At 46.0% G+C, this 14262-nt stretch carries 13 protein-coding genes and 9 tRNA genes; 19 read left to right on the top strand and 3 right to left on the bottom strand.

Features of this window, described 5'->3' with window-relative positions:
- Nucleotides 1-56: 56 nt before the first annotated feature.
- Nucleotides 57-602, bottom strand: a complete 546-nt coding sequence (locus tag SFC25_RS10955) for a DUF4334 domain-containing protein (protein ID WP_411215294.1) — start codon at nucleotides 600-602, stop codon at nucleotides 57-59.
- A 236-nt stretch (nucleotides 603-838) separates the two neighbouring features.
- The gene (locus tag SFC25_RS10950) at nucleotides 839-2227 is read right to left on the bottom strand and encodes an NAD-dependent succinate-semialdehyde dehydrogenase (RefSeq protein WP_411215293.1); all 1389 of its coding nucleotides are present in this window, start codon (nucleotides 2225-2227) and stop codon (nucleotides 839-841) included.
- Nucleotides 2228-2556: 329 nt separating this feature from the next.
- Between SFC25_RS10950 and SFC25_RS10945 the strand changes: the two genes are divergently transcribed.
- From SFC25_RS10945 to SFC25_RS10885, 13 genes are all read left to right on the top strand, one after another.
- Nucleotides 2557-2628: transfer RNA gene (locus SFC25_RS10945), tRNA-Glu, on the top strand.
- 7 nt (nucleotides 2629-2635) lie between these two features.
- Nucleotides 2636-2711: transfer RNA gene (locus tag SFC25_RS10940), tRNA-Val, on the top strand.
- A 98-nt stretch (nucleotides 2712-2809) separates the two neighbouring features.
- Nucleotides 2810-2885 (top strand) — tRNA-Thr (locus tag SFC25_RS10935).
- 8 nt (nucleotides 2886-2893) lie between these two features.
- Nucleotides 2894-2979: transfer RNA gene (locus tag SFC25_RS10930), tRNA-Tyr, on the top strand.
- Nucleotides 2980-2984: 5 nt separating this feature from the next.
- Nucleotides 2985-3058, top strand: a tRNA-Gln gene (locus tag SFC25_RS10925).
- Nucleotides 3059-3085: 27 nt separating this feature from the next.
- Nucleotides 3086-3158: transfer RNA gene (locus SFC25_RS10920), tRNA-Lys, on the top strand.
- A gap of 35 nt (nucleotides 3159-3193) precedes the next feature.
- Nucleotides 3194-3273: transfer RNA gene (locus SFC25_RS10915), tRNA-Leu, on the top strand.
- Nucleotides 3274-3294: 21 nt separating this feature from the next.
- A tRNA-Gly gene (locus SFC25_RS10910) sits at nucleotides 3295-3369 on the top strand.
- Between the two features lie 3 nt (nucleotides 3370-3372).
- Nucleotides 3373-3445 (top strand) — tRNA-Ala (locus SFC25_RS10905).
- 136 nt (nucleotides 3446-3581) lie between these two features.
- Nucleotides 3582-4037, top strand: a complete 456-nt coding sequence (locus SFC25_RS10900; RefSeq protein WP_411215292.1) for a DUF2243 domain-containing protein — start codon at nucleotides 3582-3584, stop codon at nucleotides 4035-4037.
- Nucleotides 4027-4791 (top strand): cytochrome c oxidase assembly protein, encoded by a 765-nt coding sequence (locus SFC25_RS10895; RefSeq protein ID WP_411215291.1) that lies wholly within the window; start codon nucleotides 4027-4029, stop codon nucleotides 4789-4791. The genes SFC25_RS10900 and SFC25_RS10895 overlap by 11 nt, the downstream gene beginning before the upstream one ends.
- A 120-nt stretch (nucleotides 4792-4911) precedes the next feature.
- Entirely contained in the window at nucleotides 4912-6132 is a 1221-nt protein-coding gene (locus tag SFC25_RS10890; protein ID WP_411215290.1) for an MFS transporter, read from the top strand.
- Between the two features lie 58 nt (nucleotides 6133-6190).
- Complete coding sequence (locus SFC25_RS10885) at nucleotides 6191-6682, top strand: hypothetical protein (RefSeq protein WP_411215289.1); 492 nt, start codon at nucleotides 6191-6193, stop codon at nucleotides 6680-6682.
- A 79-nt stretch (nucleotides 6683-6761) separates the two neighbouring features.
- On the opposite strand, the gene SFC25_RS10880 is transcribed toward SFC25_RS10885, so the two are convergent.
- Nucleotides 6762-6923: a Spo0E family sporulation regulatory protein-aspartic acid phosphatase gene (locus SFC25_RS10880; RefSeq protein WP_411215288.1), complete on the bottom strand. Its 162-nt coding sequence runs from the start codon at nucleotides 6921-6923 to the stop codon at nucleotides 6762-6764.
- A gap of 212 nt (nucleotides 6924-7135) precedes the next feature.
- Between SFC25_RS10880 and sigW the strand changes: the two genes are divergently transcribed.
- From sigW to glmS, 6 genes are all read left to right on the top strand, one after another.
- Nucleotides 7136-7699, top strand: a complete 564-nt coding sequence (sigW, locus tag SFC25_RS10875; RefSeq protein WP_095220470.1) for an RNA polymerase sigma factor SigW — start codon at nucleotides 7136-7138, stop codon at nucleotides 7697-7699.
- Between the two features lie 13 nt (nucleotides 7700-7712).
- Nucleotides 7713-8330 (top strand): zf-HC2 domain-containing protein, encoded by a 618-nt coding sequence (locus SFC25_RS10870; RefSeq protein ID WP_411215287.1) that lies wholly within the window; start codon nucleotides 7713-7715, stop codon nucleotides 8328-8330.
- Nucleotides 8331-8533: 203 nt separating this feature from the next.
- Nucleotides 8534-9358, top strand: a complete 825-nt coding sequence (gene cdaA / locus SFC25_RS10865) for a diadenylate cyclase CdaA (RefSeq protein WP_411215286.1) — start codon at nucleotides 8534-8536, stop codon at nucleotides 9356-9358.
- Nucleotides 9351-10637 (top strand): CdaR family protein, encoded by a 1287-nt coding sequence (locus SFC25_RS10860; protein ID WP_411215285.1) that lies wholly within the window; start codon nucleotides 9351-9353, stop codon nucleotides 10635-10637. The genes cdaA and SFC25_RS10860 overlap by 8 nt, the downstream gene beginning before the upstream one ends.
- Before the next feature lie 28 nt (nucleotides 10638-10665).
- Nucleotides 10666-12015 carry a phosphoglucosamine mutase gene (gene glmM / locus SFC25_RS10855; RefSeq protein ID WP_411215284.1) on the top strand — a complete coding sequence of 450 codons (1350 nt, stop codon included), beginning with the start codon at nucleotides 10666-10668 and terminating at the stop codon, nucleotides 12013-12015.
- 405 nt (nucleotides 12016-12420) lie between these two features.
- The gene (glmS, locus tag SFC25_RS10850) at nucleotides 12421-14223 is read left to right on the top strand and encodes a glutamine--fructose-6-phosphate transaminase (isomerizing) (RefSeq protein WP_411215283.1); all 1803 of its coding nucleotides are present in this window, start codon (nucleotides 12421-12423) and stop codon (nucleotides 14221-14223) included.
- Nucleotides 14224-14262 lie beyond the last annotated feature (39 nt).

Below are 14262 nucleotides of genomic sequence, written 5' to 3'. Positions count from 1 at the left end.
GTTTTTCTTATTCCTCAGTGGTGGAGATAACATTATTCCAAATGAGTGTCTTCCGATTATGCTTTTCTTAATATAAAGAAAAAAGTCTTATCTGATGATTGGTCTTTTATATCCATGATACCTAGCAGAGTGTTAGCATCAACTTTTCTAAATACATCTATTATTCCTTTATTATCGTAGATCATTGCTGAAGTAACTTTCCCTCGGTAATTTACTTTTCGTAACCTTGCTGCACTTTTACTCGTGTGTAAGATAGGTCGCAATATGGTCATTGATGGGGAGAGTATTTTCTTCGGTATATTTTGCAAGCTTTGCAAAAGAAGATTTATAGGAAGGAAACTTGGACTAATAGTATAGAGAACCCCATCACTCTTCTTGAAAATTAATGGGTGGACGTGTTCTGCATCGATAAATTCTTTTCCATACCAACCCGATGCTGTTAGAAGTCCCTCCAATGGATGCCCGGTTGCGATTTCTTCGCCTTTCCACATACCTAACATTTCTTCGGGTTCGACAATATCAAGCTTATCAAATAAGGAAAAGGCTTCTGATTGCGTAGTCCCGTCACGTAAAATTGCGTTTAAAACTTCGATATTCTCCATCTGTTCAACTCCTATAGGTTTATAAGAATTTTATCGCCTGATTTCATAGTAGCATAGGGTTTGTTACTTACTAAACTGAATCACAGGGAGATCGTTCTAGAAAAGCAGCATGGATGATGAAGTGAATAAAAGGGTATCGAAGAACTGTGATGGATATGTCATCAAACAAAACAACTGCAGCAGAAAGGTATTTATAGACTAAAGAATAAAGGACCCGTCACTGACGGGTCCTTCTTTTATATACCGATAGAGATATACTTTGTTTCCAGATAAGGCTCAATTCCTTCGATTCCGCCTTCACGGCCGACGCCGCTTTCCTTCATACCGCCAAATGGAGCCTGTACGGCAGATGGACCACCGTCATTCCAGCCGACAATACCATATTTCAAGTTTTCGGCAATATACAGACCTCGGCGATAATTTTCAGTGAAGAAGTAAGCTGCCAAGCCATATGGCGTGTCATTAGCCAGACGGATTGCCTCATCGATTTCTGTATATGTTGTAATCGGAGCTACTGGTCCGAATGTTTCTTCATGCATGATATCCATGTCATCTGTTACGTGATCAAGAACAGTCGGGTTGACGAAGAAGTAGCCTTTGTCGGCATCTGCGTTATACGTGCCGCCAGCAAGGACTTTAGCGCCTTTTGATTTAGCATCATCGATTTGAGCTACGATTTTATCAAAGCCTTTCTTATTGATGACAGGACCGATTTCTACACCTTCTTCTGTACCAAGACCCACCTTCATTTCGGAAACTGCTTTAGTGAATGCAGCTGTAAATCCATCCTTGATGGATTCATGGACGAGCAATCTGTTGGCGCAGACACATGTTTGTCCCGCGTTCCGGAATTTGGATGCAAGGGCATGCTTCACAGCACGATCAATATCTGCGTACTCATCAACAATAAGCGGAGCATGTCCGCCAAGCTCCATCGATACATGCTTCACGCTATCGGCGCTCTGTTTCATGAGCAGCTTGCCGACAGGAGTAGAACCGGTAAAGGAAATCTTCCGGATATGAGGGTGCTCGGTGAAGATCTTTCCTACCATCTCACCATCAGCGTTCACATATTGAATGACGTCCTCCGGAATTCCGACTTCATGTGCCAGTTCGACTAAGCGAATTGCTGTCAGCGGTGTATCTGGAGCTGGTTTGATAATGAACGTACAGCCTGCGGCCAATGCCGGAGCAGCTTTTCTGGTAATCATTGCTGCCGGGAAGTTCCATGGTGTAATTGCTGCGACCGGACCGACAGCCTCACGGGTTACGAGCATACGCTTATCAGTAGTGGAGGCAGGGATGGTACGGCCGTATACGCGTTTTGCTTCTTCTGCAAACCATTCGATATAACCAGCCGCATATAATACTTCACCTTCAGATTCCTTAAGCGGCTTGCCGTTTTCTGCAGTCATCAAGGCAGCGAGTTCTGCTTTTTTTTCAATCATCTTGTCATGCCAAGCGCGAAGCAGTTTACTGCGCTCAGTCGCTGAAGTCCTGGACCATGATTGGAAAGCTTGATGAATCATTTCTATCTTTTCGTTAATTGCTTCCCTGGAATCAATTGCTACTTTCTCGATCAATTCACCGGTGGCTGGATTCGTTACATCGAATGTTACTGTCATGTCGAATGCCCCTTTTCTTGTTTATTTCATAGGAAAAGCATAGCAAGTAATTTTTCTTTCGGACAAAAAAATTGCTCACATTTTTTTGCGTTTACGTTTATATTCCTGTTTTGAGAGGAAAATATGCAAGAAGAATAGATGTTATTAAAATAGCTGTAAACGTTGATATCATGGGGTTTTTACCTTGGTGAAGGGGAGGTTGGCCACTCTATAATTATCAGAATTAAAAGAATTTAAGAAAGTGGGTTTACAAGGCCTTGCATTCCTGTATATAATAACTCTTGTCAGTTTCGAGTTACGAAAAACGCAACGATGAAAACAGACATCCTGGCCCGTTGGTCAAGCGGTTAAGACACCGCCCTTTCACGGCGGTAACACGGGTTCGAATCCCGTACGGGTCATCAAGTTGGAGGATTAGCTCAGCTGGGAGAGCATCTGCCTTACAAGCAGAGGGTCGGCGGTTCGAGCCCGTCATCCTCCACCACTTGCTTGATTGAAAAAAGTAAATAAAAAGTGTTGACAAGATGTTTGAATGGTGATATGATATCATTCGTGACGTTCGAGTCATTGATTAAACAACATGCCGGTCTAGCTCAATTGGTAGAGCAACTGACTTGTAATCAGTAGGTTGGGGGTTCAAGTCCTCTGGCCGGCACCACTTATGTTGGAGGGATAGCGAAGTTGGCCAAACGCGGCGGACTGTAAATCCGCTCCCATCGGGTTCGTAGGTTCGAGTCCTACTCCCTCCACCATTTATTGGGCTATAGCCAAGCGGTAAGGCAACGGGTTTTGGTCCCGTGATCGTTGGTTCGAATCCAGCTAGCCCAGCCATTTACTTCTTTTCAATAGAATGTTTTTGAGCCATTAGCTCAGTTGGTAGAGCATCTGACTTTTAATCAGAGGGTCGAAGGTTCGAGTCCTTCATGGCTCACTTTATAGATCAGTTCCAGTAACTGTTTCTATTACGCGGGTGTGGTGGAATTGGCAGACACGCTAGACTTAGGATCTAGTGCTTCGGCGTGGGGGTTCAAGTCCCTCCACCCGCATCATCATTACTATACTGCTGAGCGGAAGTAGTTCAGTGGTAGAACACCACCTTGCCAAGGTGGGGGTCGCGGGTTCAAATCCCGTCTTCCGCTCCATATGGGGCCTTAGCTCAGCTGGGAGAGCGCCTGCCTTGCACGCAGGAGGTCAGCGGTTCGATCCCGCTAGGCTCCACTCATATGATAGCCGTCCATCCGGGCGGCTTTTTTCATTTTTTAGGCATAGGATTAAATCTCCTATGCCTTTTTTGTTTATTCTTAAGCTTATCGGGAAACAGTTTAGATAAATGTCTTTTGATAGGAGGATACAAATGGAGGAGAAAGATACATATAAACGAAGAAATATCCTGTCTGGATTCATGTTTGGTGTAGGTCTGGTTGCATTTATTGATGAAGCAGTCTTTCATCAGCTTTTGCATTGGCATCATTTTTACGATTTATCCTCTACGACTTGGGGACTTGTATCTGATGGGTTCTTTCATGCACTGAGCTGGTTTGCGACAGTTGGGGGCTTATTCCTTTTTGCGGATCTTCGCAGGCGCAGAAGTTTGATTCTGCTTCGTTGGGGTGGTGCAGTGTTGTTGGGGAGCGGTGTTTTCCAGCTGTACGACGGCCTGATACAGCATAAATTGTTCCGCATCCACCAAATTCGTTATGGAGTGGATATCTTTTATTACGATTTGATTTGGAATGGCATCGCTGTACTGTTGATCGCAGTGGGAGCCTGGTGTATCCGTCTTTCTAGGGGGAAAGAATATGCAGGTTGATAAGCTGGCTTTGATTTTCGCCTCTATCTGCATCCTATCCTATCTGCTGGCGATGAAGTATTCGGCCAAACGATTTGAGCCTTGGCCGCTGCGCAAGCTTTTTTTATTTGTAGGTGGTATTGTCATCGGTCTCCAAGCTGTTGCCGGTCCTATAGCCATGCATGCACATCATAGCTTTGTGTATCATATGATCGGGCACCTGCTGCTAGGTATGCTTGCTCCTTTACTGCTTGTTTTATCGCAGCCTGTCACCTTGCTCCTGCGTGCACTATCGCAACCGGGAGGACAGGCGGTCTCTCGTATTTTCCGCAGTGGATATGCGCGTTTCCTTATTCATCCGATTACTGCGGCGGTGCTAAACATCGGAGGATTATGGCTGCTTTACACAACACATTTATTTCACTATATGCATCAATCATCCTTGATCTCAATGCTGGTTCATCTGCATGTATTTGCCGCTGGTTATTTGTTCACGCTGTCTATGTTGTATGCTGACCCTGTCCCTTATCGGAAAAGCTATCTATACCGGGTGATTGTTTTTGTCTTCGCTCTCGCAGGGCACGGCATATTGTCGAAGTACTTATACGCTAATCCGCCTATGGGCGTAGCTCCTGAAGATGCACAACAGGGAGCGATGTTGATGTACTACGGAGGGGATCTGATCGATCTTACTATCATTGTCTTATTGTGCTGGCAATGGTATCGTTCTGCTGCGCCTAAAACTTCATTATCTACTCCAAAAGCTGCCGATTAAGGCAGTTTTTTTCATGCTTGCTGGTATTTTGGTGAAAATAATACTGTAACAGATTTACAAAGTGTCAAGACACCTGTAAACTTATTGTGTCATATATTACATTTTTGCAGAGGTGCTGGAATGGAACGAACAGTAAAGAATCAAAAAACAGCCAAACCGATATCTGAGCGGAAACTGCTTGGTATTGTCGGAACGGGTTGGTTGTTTGATGCAATGGATGTTGGTATTTTATCTTTTATTATTACGGCGTTGACTTTGGATTGGGGATTATCCTCCCAGCAGGCAGGCTGGATTGGCAGTGTCAATAGCATTGGGATGGCTGTAGGAGCATTTGTATTCGGAATTATGGCTGACCGGGTTGGCCGCAGGACAGTTTTCATGATAACAATTTTGATTTTCTCTATCGCAAGCGGATTGTCAGCTTTAGCGGCTTCTTACCTTATTTTCATTGTGCTGCGCTTCTTTATCGGTGCAGGTCTCGGTGGTGAGCTGCCGGTAGCGTCCACATTAGTATCGGAGTCGGTAGCACCGGAGAGACGAGGGCGCATGGTCGTACTGTTGGAGAGCTTTTGGGCAGTCGGCTGGCTGCTTGCAGCGATTATTTCTTACTTCGTCATCCCGGATTATGGCTGGCGGGTAGCTCTCCTGCTGACAGCAATACCTGCGATCTTCGCGGTGTTTCTTCGTAAAAATTTGCCGGATTCACCGTCTTACACAAAGCTGAAGCAGAAAACTTCTGTCATAGCGGGTATTCGTCAATTGCTGGCGAAAGGTTTTGCCAAGCGCAGCATGATGCTTTGGATTGTTTGGTTCTGTATTATGCTCAGCTATTATGGCATGTTTCTCTGGCTGCCGAGTGTGATGGTAGAGAAGGGATTCGATATGGTCCGCAGCTTCGAGTATGTATTGATCATGACACTTGCGCAGCTGCCAGGTTACTTCTCTGCAGCTTGGCTGATTGAGAAGGTGGGCAGAAAGCCGATATTGATCATTTACCTAATCGGTACAGCCGTTAGTGCTGTGCTGTTCGGGAACGCTGAGTCGGCGGGAATGCTGCTGACGGCAGGCATGCTGCTGTCATTCTTCAATTTGGGAGCTTACGGTATTTTGTATGCGTATACTCCTGAACAGTATCCTACACCTATCCGTGCAACTGGCTCTGGGTTAGCAGCAACTGCAGGGAGGATCGGCGGTATCTTGGGACCATTGCTGATCGGTTATCGTGGTGCATTAGGGATTTCCGTCAGTACTGTTTTCCTTTTATTCTGTGTAACGGTTCTTGTGGCTGCGGCGGCAGTGTGGCTGCTTGGAGAAGAAACAAAGGGCAAGACGCTTGCTTGATGCGTTATTTCGGTCCTGTGTGGTAAAGTAGAGCGAGAGTAAGAAGGAGGTTTACGCTTTGTTTTCGATACAAGATTATACCGAGTCAGTGAGTGTCTGCTTGGAGAAGCATTCAGAAGATGTCATAAATGAATTGAAGCAGATCTTCCAGCTGCCTTTCCTCCCGGAAGTGGAAAAAATTGCTTTTCGCATGTTCAAGGAGCCAATGGCATTTGAACTGACAATCATGTATTATGCACTCGATGCCGACGGTAATGAACGTTATTATGATGAAATGGGCGATAAATACGCTGGCGGAAGTGAAGAAGTAGCAGAGGAGATTCCATACTTCCAGCTGTCTGATACAGCAACGGATGCATTTGAAGCTTTCCGTGAACTGCAGGAGGATGCTGTGGAAAAAGCGGATGAACAGGTAATGACTGCCTGGTTCGCTGACTGCTACAAGCGGGCTGGCGGAGAAGCTTTCCCGCTGGAGGCAAGTGTCGGTTTTCATAACGACGTAAAGGCTTACTATCTGAAACAGGGTGCCTGGGCGGAAGATCGCCGCTGATTGAAAGTACGTACCGCGTGTACGTGCTTTTTTTATGCAAAAAAAATTAACAGCTTCCCTTACAGGCTGTTAATTGGCGCTACATATTTTTTCTTTGTTTTTCATATTCGTTCAGTAGATCGTCCAGTTCAACGCTCGCAGTGACAACTGCATCGGATGTAAGCGGCATACGGCGGGACAAGTATAGCATGTGGTTGCGCGTCTGTTCGATTTTTTCCAAAAGATTGTCTAATGTAACCATTTTTACCTCCAGAATCTGATATACTATTTGCTGATAAGATTACCCTTTCTTTTTTTATTTAAAACATCATTTTTTAAAAAAATATAAAAAAATAGAAAAAACTGTTGCTGGCACACTATAAGGTTTGGGAAAAAGATATTTTTTTGTGAAAGTGAAACCTTTTCGGAACGTCATTCGTTATCAAGAAGCCGCAGTCAGGCGGGAGGATTTTCATGGAGAACATCATAAAATATCATATAAAAAACGTCAAGAAGGGTGATCATGCGGCCTTCGAGGAGATTGTTTCCTTTTATCAGAACAAGGTATACCACATTGTATACCGAATGGTCGGGGACAGCCACGAAGCGCAGGATATCGCCCAAGAGGCATTTATCCGTGCTTACACCAACATTCATTCTTTTGACGAGAACCGGAAATTCTCCACATGGCTTTACCGGATCGCAACGAACTTGAGCATCGACCGTCTGCGGAAGAAAAAGCCTGATTTTCATCTGGATGCCGAGGTAAAGGGAACAGAGGGGTTGGATATGTATTCCCAGCTGGCGGCTGATCAGGCACTGCCTGAGGAAGAAGTCGAAAGCATGGAGCTTCAGAGTTATATCCACAAAGAAATCTTGTCCCTTCCGCCTAAGTATCGCAGTGTCATCGTACTGCGGTTCCTGGATGATTTATCATTAGCGGAGATCGGCGAAATACTGGACCTGCCGCTTGGGACAGTGAAGACGCGTATCCACCGTGGCAGAGAGCTACTACGGAAAAAACTGCGCCACGTATAAAGGGGGGGAACACATGAATTGCGAAGAAAGCCTTGCGCTTATGCATCTGTATCTGGATGGAGATGCTTCAGAGGAAGAAGCACAGCAGCTTCGGGAGCACTTGAAAACCTGCCCGGATTGCAATCAGCATTACCGAGAGCTCAAACAGACAGAAAGCCTGCTTAGCGGCGCTGCCTATGAGTTGAGTGCACCGGCCGGATTCACCGCCAGTGTCATGGCGAATCTGCCGAAAGAAAAGAAGCGCGCCGGGTATATGAGATGGTTCCGTACGCACCCTGTCATCACAGCTGCTGCGGTATTCTTCCTATTCATGTTCACAAGCGTACTATCTGCTTGGAATAGTGATAGCAGTGTAAGTGTATCGAAGCAAGAGGGTTTGATAGTAGAGAATGATCTCGTCATCGTACCGGAAGGCGTCACGGTCAAGGGGGACCTGGTCGTCGAAAACGGTGATTTGGATATAAGGGGTCAGGTGGATGGCGATGTCACCATCATCAATGGCGACCTTGTCGAAGATTCCGGTGCCAACGTGAATATGGCTTCTGTTGATAATATATCAGGTGAATATCAGGAAATTGACCGGATATTCGGCTGGGCTTGGTACCATATAAAAGAATTGGTTACTTTTTAATATATGACTATGTTGAGCTGCTTGTAAAAGGGCTCTCTTTTTTTACCCTTAAATCATTGGCGGTACAAGCCCGTATTACGTTAAGATAACAGGGGACAGTAAGGTTTACATACACACCCTGCTGGTAAGCGACTGCTATAGGGGAACTGTGCTATAATGAACGAAGAAATTCGAGCTATTCATATATAAAAGGACGTGTATCCATGTTTGGGGGATTAAGTGAACTTTCTATATTATCCATACTGCGGATTATCGTAGACATTGCAGCAGTGTGGTTCATTTTCTACAAAGTCTTAATGCTCATAAGGGGAACGAAAGCGATCCAGCTGCTGAAGGGTATCTTCATCGTAGTTATCATCGCTTTCCTGAGCAGTGAGCAGATACTCGACTTCCCGATGCTCGCCTTCTTGAGTTCGCAGGCGATCACATGGGGATTCGTGGCCATCGTTGTTTTGTTCCAGCCGGAGATCAGGCGTGCTTTGGAGCAGCTCGGACGAGGCAGCTTCTTCTCCCGGAACGTGCGATCGGAGGAAGAACAGACAAATAAAAACATAGAAGCGATCGTAAAGTCCTGTAATTACATGGCGAAACGGCGTATTGGTGCGCTGATCACGATCGAGCGCGAGACAGGTATGGGAGATTATATCGAGACAGGAATTCCTGTGAATGGTCACCTGACTTTTGAACTGTTAACGAATATCTTCGTCCCAAATACACCATTGCATGACGGAGCTGTCATACTGAAAGAAAACCAGATAGCAGCAGCAGCCTGCTATTTGCCGCTATCTGAGAGTCCGTTCATTTCCAAGGAACTCGGGACGCGTCACCGGGCAGCAATGGGGATCAGTGAGGTAACAGATGCTCTGACAATCATCGTTTCGGAGGAGACAGGAGCAATTTCCTGTACGAAGAACGGAGAGTTGTTCCGTGACATCACGCCGGATGCTTTGAAAGAGATCCTCGATAGAGAAATAGGTGTACCAGCTTCCGGTTCCAAGGCGAGAAGATGGAGGGGTAAGAATGGATAAATGGCTGAAGAGTCCATGGACATTGCGCGTTGTATCGCTTGTGTTTGCTGTCCTTCTCTATGCCTATGTGAGTGCGGAAACAGACGTAGATAACCGCGCAGGTGAGGTTCCAATCACCAGCTCGGATGAAACAAACACAGTGGATGCACCTGTCGGCATCCGGATCGATGACTCGAAATATGTCGTCAGCGGCGTGCCGGAGTATGTATCGATGCAGCTAGTCGGACCGGCAAGTGATGTAACAGCAGCGATACAGCAAAAGAATTATGAAGCGTATGTCGATCTGACAGATCTTGGTACTGGAACGCATACAGTGAAGCTGCATTACGAAAATGTCTCGGACAACCTGCAGGTATATATGCAGCCCGCTAGTATTGAGGTGACAATTCAAGAAAAAGCTTCACAGCAATTTAACGTAAACGTAGGCTATACCAATGAAGACCAAATGGCAGCAGGATTCCAAGTTGATAGCTCCACTGTGGAACCTCAGACGGTTTCAATCGTAAGTACACAAGAGGTCATCGACCAAATTGCCAGTGTGCGTGCTTATGTGGATCTGACAGATATCGATGCTGATATCAACAGCAGAGAAGCACCTGTAAAAGTATATGACGCCCAGGGCAATGAGCTGAGTGTGAATGTGCAGCCGGAAACAGTCGAAGTTTCGGTGCAGGTGAGCAATCCGAGCAAGACAGTCCCAGTTGAAGTGAAGACGAAAGGGCAAGCGCCGGAAGATGTATCTGTTGCTTCGCTTACACCTGAAAAACAGGAAGTGACTATCTATGCACCGCAGGATACATTGGATGGTATCGATTCGATCAGTACCGAAGAGATTGATTTGTCCAAGGTGACTGAGAACCAGACGATAGATGCGGACTTGCAGCTGCCGGATAATGTACGCTCAGCAAGTGACGAGCAGGTATCCGTTGATATCGAGCTGGAAGAAACGAGCGAGACGACAATTGAGAACGTTTCGGTTACAATCGAAGACCTGCCTGAGGATCTGGAAGCAACGCTTACAGATCCGCAGAATGAGCAGATCGATGTAACAGTAAGTGGAGCGCAGAGTGAAATCGAAGGCCTGTCGGCTGACGATATCACGGCAGCGATTGATGGAAGCGCCCTGGAAGAAGGGGAGCAGACAGTCCAGATCGATGTATCGGGACCTGAGAACATCGAGCTTACCCCGAGCCAGGAGGAAGCTACTTTGACTGTTCAATCCGCAGAAAATGCAGCGACGGAAGAAGAAGATACGAATACAGATACACAGACACAGTGACTGTGAGCCATGTGAAGGAGAGGTAACAATGGGAAAATATTTTGGAACGGACGGTGTCAGGGGGATAGCAAATGAGGAGCTCACCCCGGAGCTGGCCTTCAAGCTAGGAAGATATGGCGGCTATGTGCTGACTAAGACAAGCGAAGACAGACCGAAAGTGATGATCGGCAGAGATACACGTATTTCCGGCGAAATGCTTGAAGGCGCGCTTGTTGCGGGACTTCTGTCCATCGGGGCCGAGGTAATGCGCGTCGGTGTCATCAGTACACCAGGTGTTGCTTATCTTACAAAGAATATGGGAGCGGCTGCGGGTATTATGATCTCTGCATCCCACAACCCGGTACAGGATAACGGAATCAAATTTTTCGGTCCGGACGGATTCAAGCTTTCTGATGAGCAGGAGAACGAAATAGAACAGCTGATTGATGCAGAGACAGATGAACTGCCTCGCCCATCTGGAGCTGATCTAGGTCAGATCAATGATTATTTCGAAGGCGGCCAAAAGTATATCCAATACTTAAAAGGTACGATCGATAACGATTTCGAGGGGCTTCACATTGCGATTGATAGTGCCCATGGAGCAACTTCTTCCATTGCGACCCACTTGTTTGCTGACCTGGAAGCGGATATCTCTTCCATTGGTTCATCGCCTGACGGATTGAACATCAATAAAAATGTCGGTTCCACGCACCCAGAAACGCTGCGTGATTTCCTTTTGGATAAAGAAGCAGATGTCGGACTTGCCTTTGATGGTGATGGCGACAGATTGATTGCCATCGATGAAAAAGGACAAATCGTTGACGGTGACAAAATCATGTACATTTGTGCTAAATTCCTGAACGATCATGGACGTTTGCGCCATAACACGGTCGTATCCACGGTGATGAGCAATATCGGCTTCTACCGTGCATTGGATAAGCACGGTATCAAGAGTAATAAAACAGCTGTAGGCGACAGATATGTGATGGAAGAAATGCGCCGCGGCGACTTTAACCTTGGCGGTGAGCAATCCGGTCATATCATCTTCCTTGATTACATGACAACTGGTGATGGGATGCTCGCAGCATTGCAGCTGATCAATGTGATGAAAGAAACAGGCAAGAAGCTGTCCGAGCTTGCGGATGAAGTGGAAATCTTCCCGCAAATATTGATAAATGTGCCGGTAACAGATAAACAGGAAGCGCTTGTGAACCAGCAAATCCTTGATTCCATTGCAGAAGTTGAGCAGGAGCTAGGCGATCAAGGGCGCGTTCTAGTAAGACCTTCCGGTACGGAATCCCTTGTACGTGTAATGGTGGAAGCACCGACTAAGGAAGACTGCGAAAAGTACGCAAATAAAGTAGTGTCTGTCATTGAACAAGTACTAGGAACGAAATAAAACCAAAGTATGCGCAGGGAACAGAACATGCTCCTTGCGCATACTTTATTTACATGCAAGAAAGAATTGACCAACATGAATTGCTTCATGTAAAATGGAGGAGTTAGTCATTCAAGCAGGAAAGTGAGGATAGAGGTTACAACAAATTAAAAGCGCCAGGACTTATCCCGAGCGGTGGGGTAAGTTGACGAGGTGGAGGTTTATCGAACCATTCGGCGGATGCCTCCCGATTGCACACATCTCAGTCGTCATGTTTTAGAACCGAAAGCAGAGAGGTGACTCTCTGGATAAGGACAAAACAAGATGTGAAAAATAGATAAAACGAGAAAGGGGCAAACAACGCCCCTAAGCTTAGCGCAGGCCGTTCGTTTGCCCCTTCCAAGTCTTGAGGAGGACAACAACGACATGTGTGGAATTGTAGGATATATCGGACAGAATGATACAAAAGAAGTATTGCTTAACGGACTAGAGAAGCTGGAGTATCGCGGATACGATTCAGCTGGTATCGCAATCGAAAACGAGCAAGGTGTGAACCTTTTCAAAGTAAAAGGCCGCATTGCTGCATTGCGTGAAAAAGTAGATCACAGCGTTTCATCCACAATGGGAATCGGCCATACACGCTGGGCGACACATGGTGCACCGAACGAAGACAACGCGCACCCGCATCAAAGCGCTTCTGGCAAATTCACGATTGTGCATAACGGTGTAATCGAGAACTATGTCGACATCCGTAAAGAGTATCTTTCTGACGTAACATTGAAAAGTGATACTGATACAGAAATCGTTGTACAGCTTGTAGAGAAAATGTATGAAGAAACACAGGATACAGCAGCAGCATTCCGTAAAGCGGTCAGCTTGCTTACTGGTTCTTATGCCCTTGCAATGATCGACAAAGATGATAAAGAAACAATCTTTGTGGCAAAAAATAAGAGCCCATTGCTTGTAGGTATCGGGGAAGGCTTCAACGTCGTAGCAAGTGACGCGATGGCAACACTTCGCGAAACAGATACGTACAAAGAGATCCGTGACAAAGAAATCGTTATCGTTCGCCGTGACAGCGTGGAAATCCAGCTGCTTGACGGTACAACAGTAGAACGCGATACGTTCAAAACGGAAATCGATGCATCCGATACGGAAAAAGGCACATACGATCACTTCATGCTGAAAGAAACAGATGAGCAGCCATTCGTTATCCGTAAAATCATCCAGCACTACCAGGATGACGCGGAACAAATCAAAATGGAACCTGCTATCCGTAATGCGATGGTAAATGCAGACCGTATTTACATCGTAGCAGCGGGAACAAGCTACAACGCTGGACTAGTCGGTAAACAATTCATCGAAAACCTGGCTAAAATTCCGGTTGAAGTGCATATCGCAAGTGAATTCGCCTACAATATGCCGCTTCTATCTGAGAAGCCATTATTCATATTCCTTTCCCAATCTGGCGAAACTGCCGACAGCAGAGCCGTATTGGTGAAAATCAAAGAACTCGGACACCCAGCACTTACAATCACAAACGTGCCAGGATCCACCCTTTCTCGTGAAGCAGACTTCACATTGCCGCTTTACGCTGGTCCGGAAATCGCGGTAGCCTCTACTAAAGCATATACAGCACAGATGGCAGTTATGCTATTGCTTGCTGTAGACGCCGCAAAAGGCAAAGAAATCACACTTGATTTCAACCCGCTTCAGGAGCTTGCGATCGTTGCGAATGCAATGGAAGTACTGACTGACCAAAAAGAAACATTCGAAACACTAGCACAAAGCTATCTAAGTGAATCCCGCAACGCATTCTTCATCGGCCGCGGTGTCGATTACTTCGTCTGTGTCGAAGGATCACTGAAACTAAAAGAAATCTCCTACATCCAAGCAGAAGGCTTCGCTGGAGGAGAACTGAAACACGGTACTATCGCCTTGATCGAAGAAGGCACACCGGTAATCGCGCTAGCTACACAAAGCTCCCTGAACCACTCCATCCGTGGTAACGTACAGGAAGTAAACGCACGCGGTGCCAACACATTGCTCATCAGCATGAAAGGTCTAGAGCATGACGAAGATGCTTTCGTCATTCCAGCAGTGCATGAGCTACTAACACCACTTGCAAGTGTCGTACCGCTTCAATTGCTTGCTTATTATGCAGCAGTTCAGCGTGGTGCAGATGTTGATAAGCCGAGGAATTTGGCTAAGAGTGTTACGGTGGAATAACTTTTTCTATTTTAAAATAGTTGGTTATTTATTTTAACT

Origin of the sequence: Terribacillus saccharophilus (assembly GCF_046592595.1) — a bacterium.
Lineage (GTDB): Bacteria > Bacillota > Bacilli > Bacillales > Amphibacillaceae > Terribacillus > Terribacillus saccharophilus_C.
This window is presented reverse-complemented; position numbering and strand designations above follow the sequence as displayed.

Coding starts and splice junctions, on each gene's coding strand:
- SFC25_RS10955 (WP_411215294.1), bottom strand. CDS start 602: ATGGAGAATATCGAAGTTTTAAACGCAATTTTACGTGACGGGACTACG.
- SFC25_RS10950 (WP_411215293.1), bottom strand. CDS start 2,227: ATGACAGTAACATTCGATGTAACGAATCCAGCCACCGGTGAATTGATC.
- SFC25_RS10900 (WP_411215292.1), top strand. CDS start 3,582: ATGGAGGAGAAAGATACATATAAACGAAGAAATATCCTGTCTGGATTC.
- SFC25_RS10895 (WP_411215291.1), top strand. CDS start 4,027: ATGCAGGTTGATAAGCTGGCTTTGATTTTCGCCTCTATCTGCATCCTA.
- SFC25_RS10890 (WP_411215290.1), top strand. CDS start 4,912: ATGGAACGAACAGTAAAGAATCAAAAAACAGCCAAACCGATATCTGAG.
- SFC25_RS10880 (WP_411215288.1), bottom strand. CDS start 6,923: ATGGTTACATTAGACAATCTTTTGGAAAAAATCGAACAGACGCGCAAC.
- sigW (WP_095220470.1), top strand. CDS start 7,136: ATGGAGAACATCATAAAATATCATATAAAAAACGTCAAGAAGGGTGAT.
- SFC25_RS10870 (WP_411215287.1), top strand. CDS start 7,713: ATGAATTGCGAAGAAAGCCTTGCGCTTATGCATCTGTATCTGGATGGA.
- cdaA (WP_411215286.1), top strand. CDS start 8,534: ATGTTTGGGGGATTAAGTGAACTTTCTATATTATCCATACTGCGGATT.
- SFC25_RS10860 (WP_411215285.1), top strand. CDS start 9,351: ATGGATAAATGGCTGAAGAGTCCATGGACATTGCGCGTTGTATCGCTT.
- glmM (WP_411215284.1), top strand. CDS start 10,666: ATGGGAAAATATTTTGGAACGGACGGTGTCAGGGGGATAGCAAATGAG.
- glmS (WP_411215283.1), top strand. CDS start 12,421: ATGTGTGGAATTGTAGGATATATCGGACAGAATGATACAAAAGAAGTA.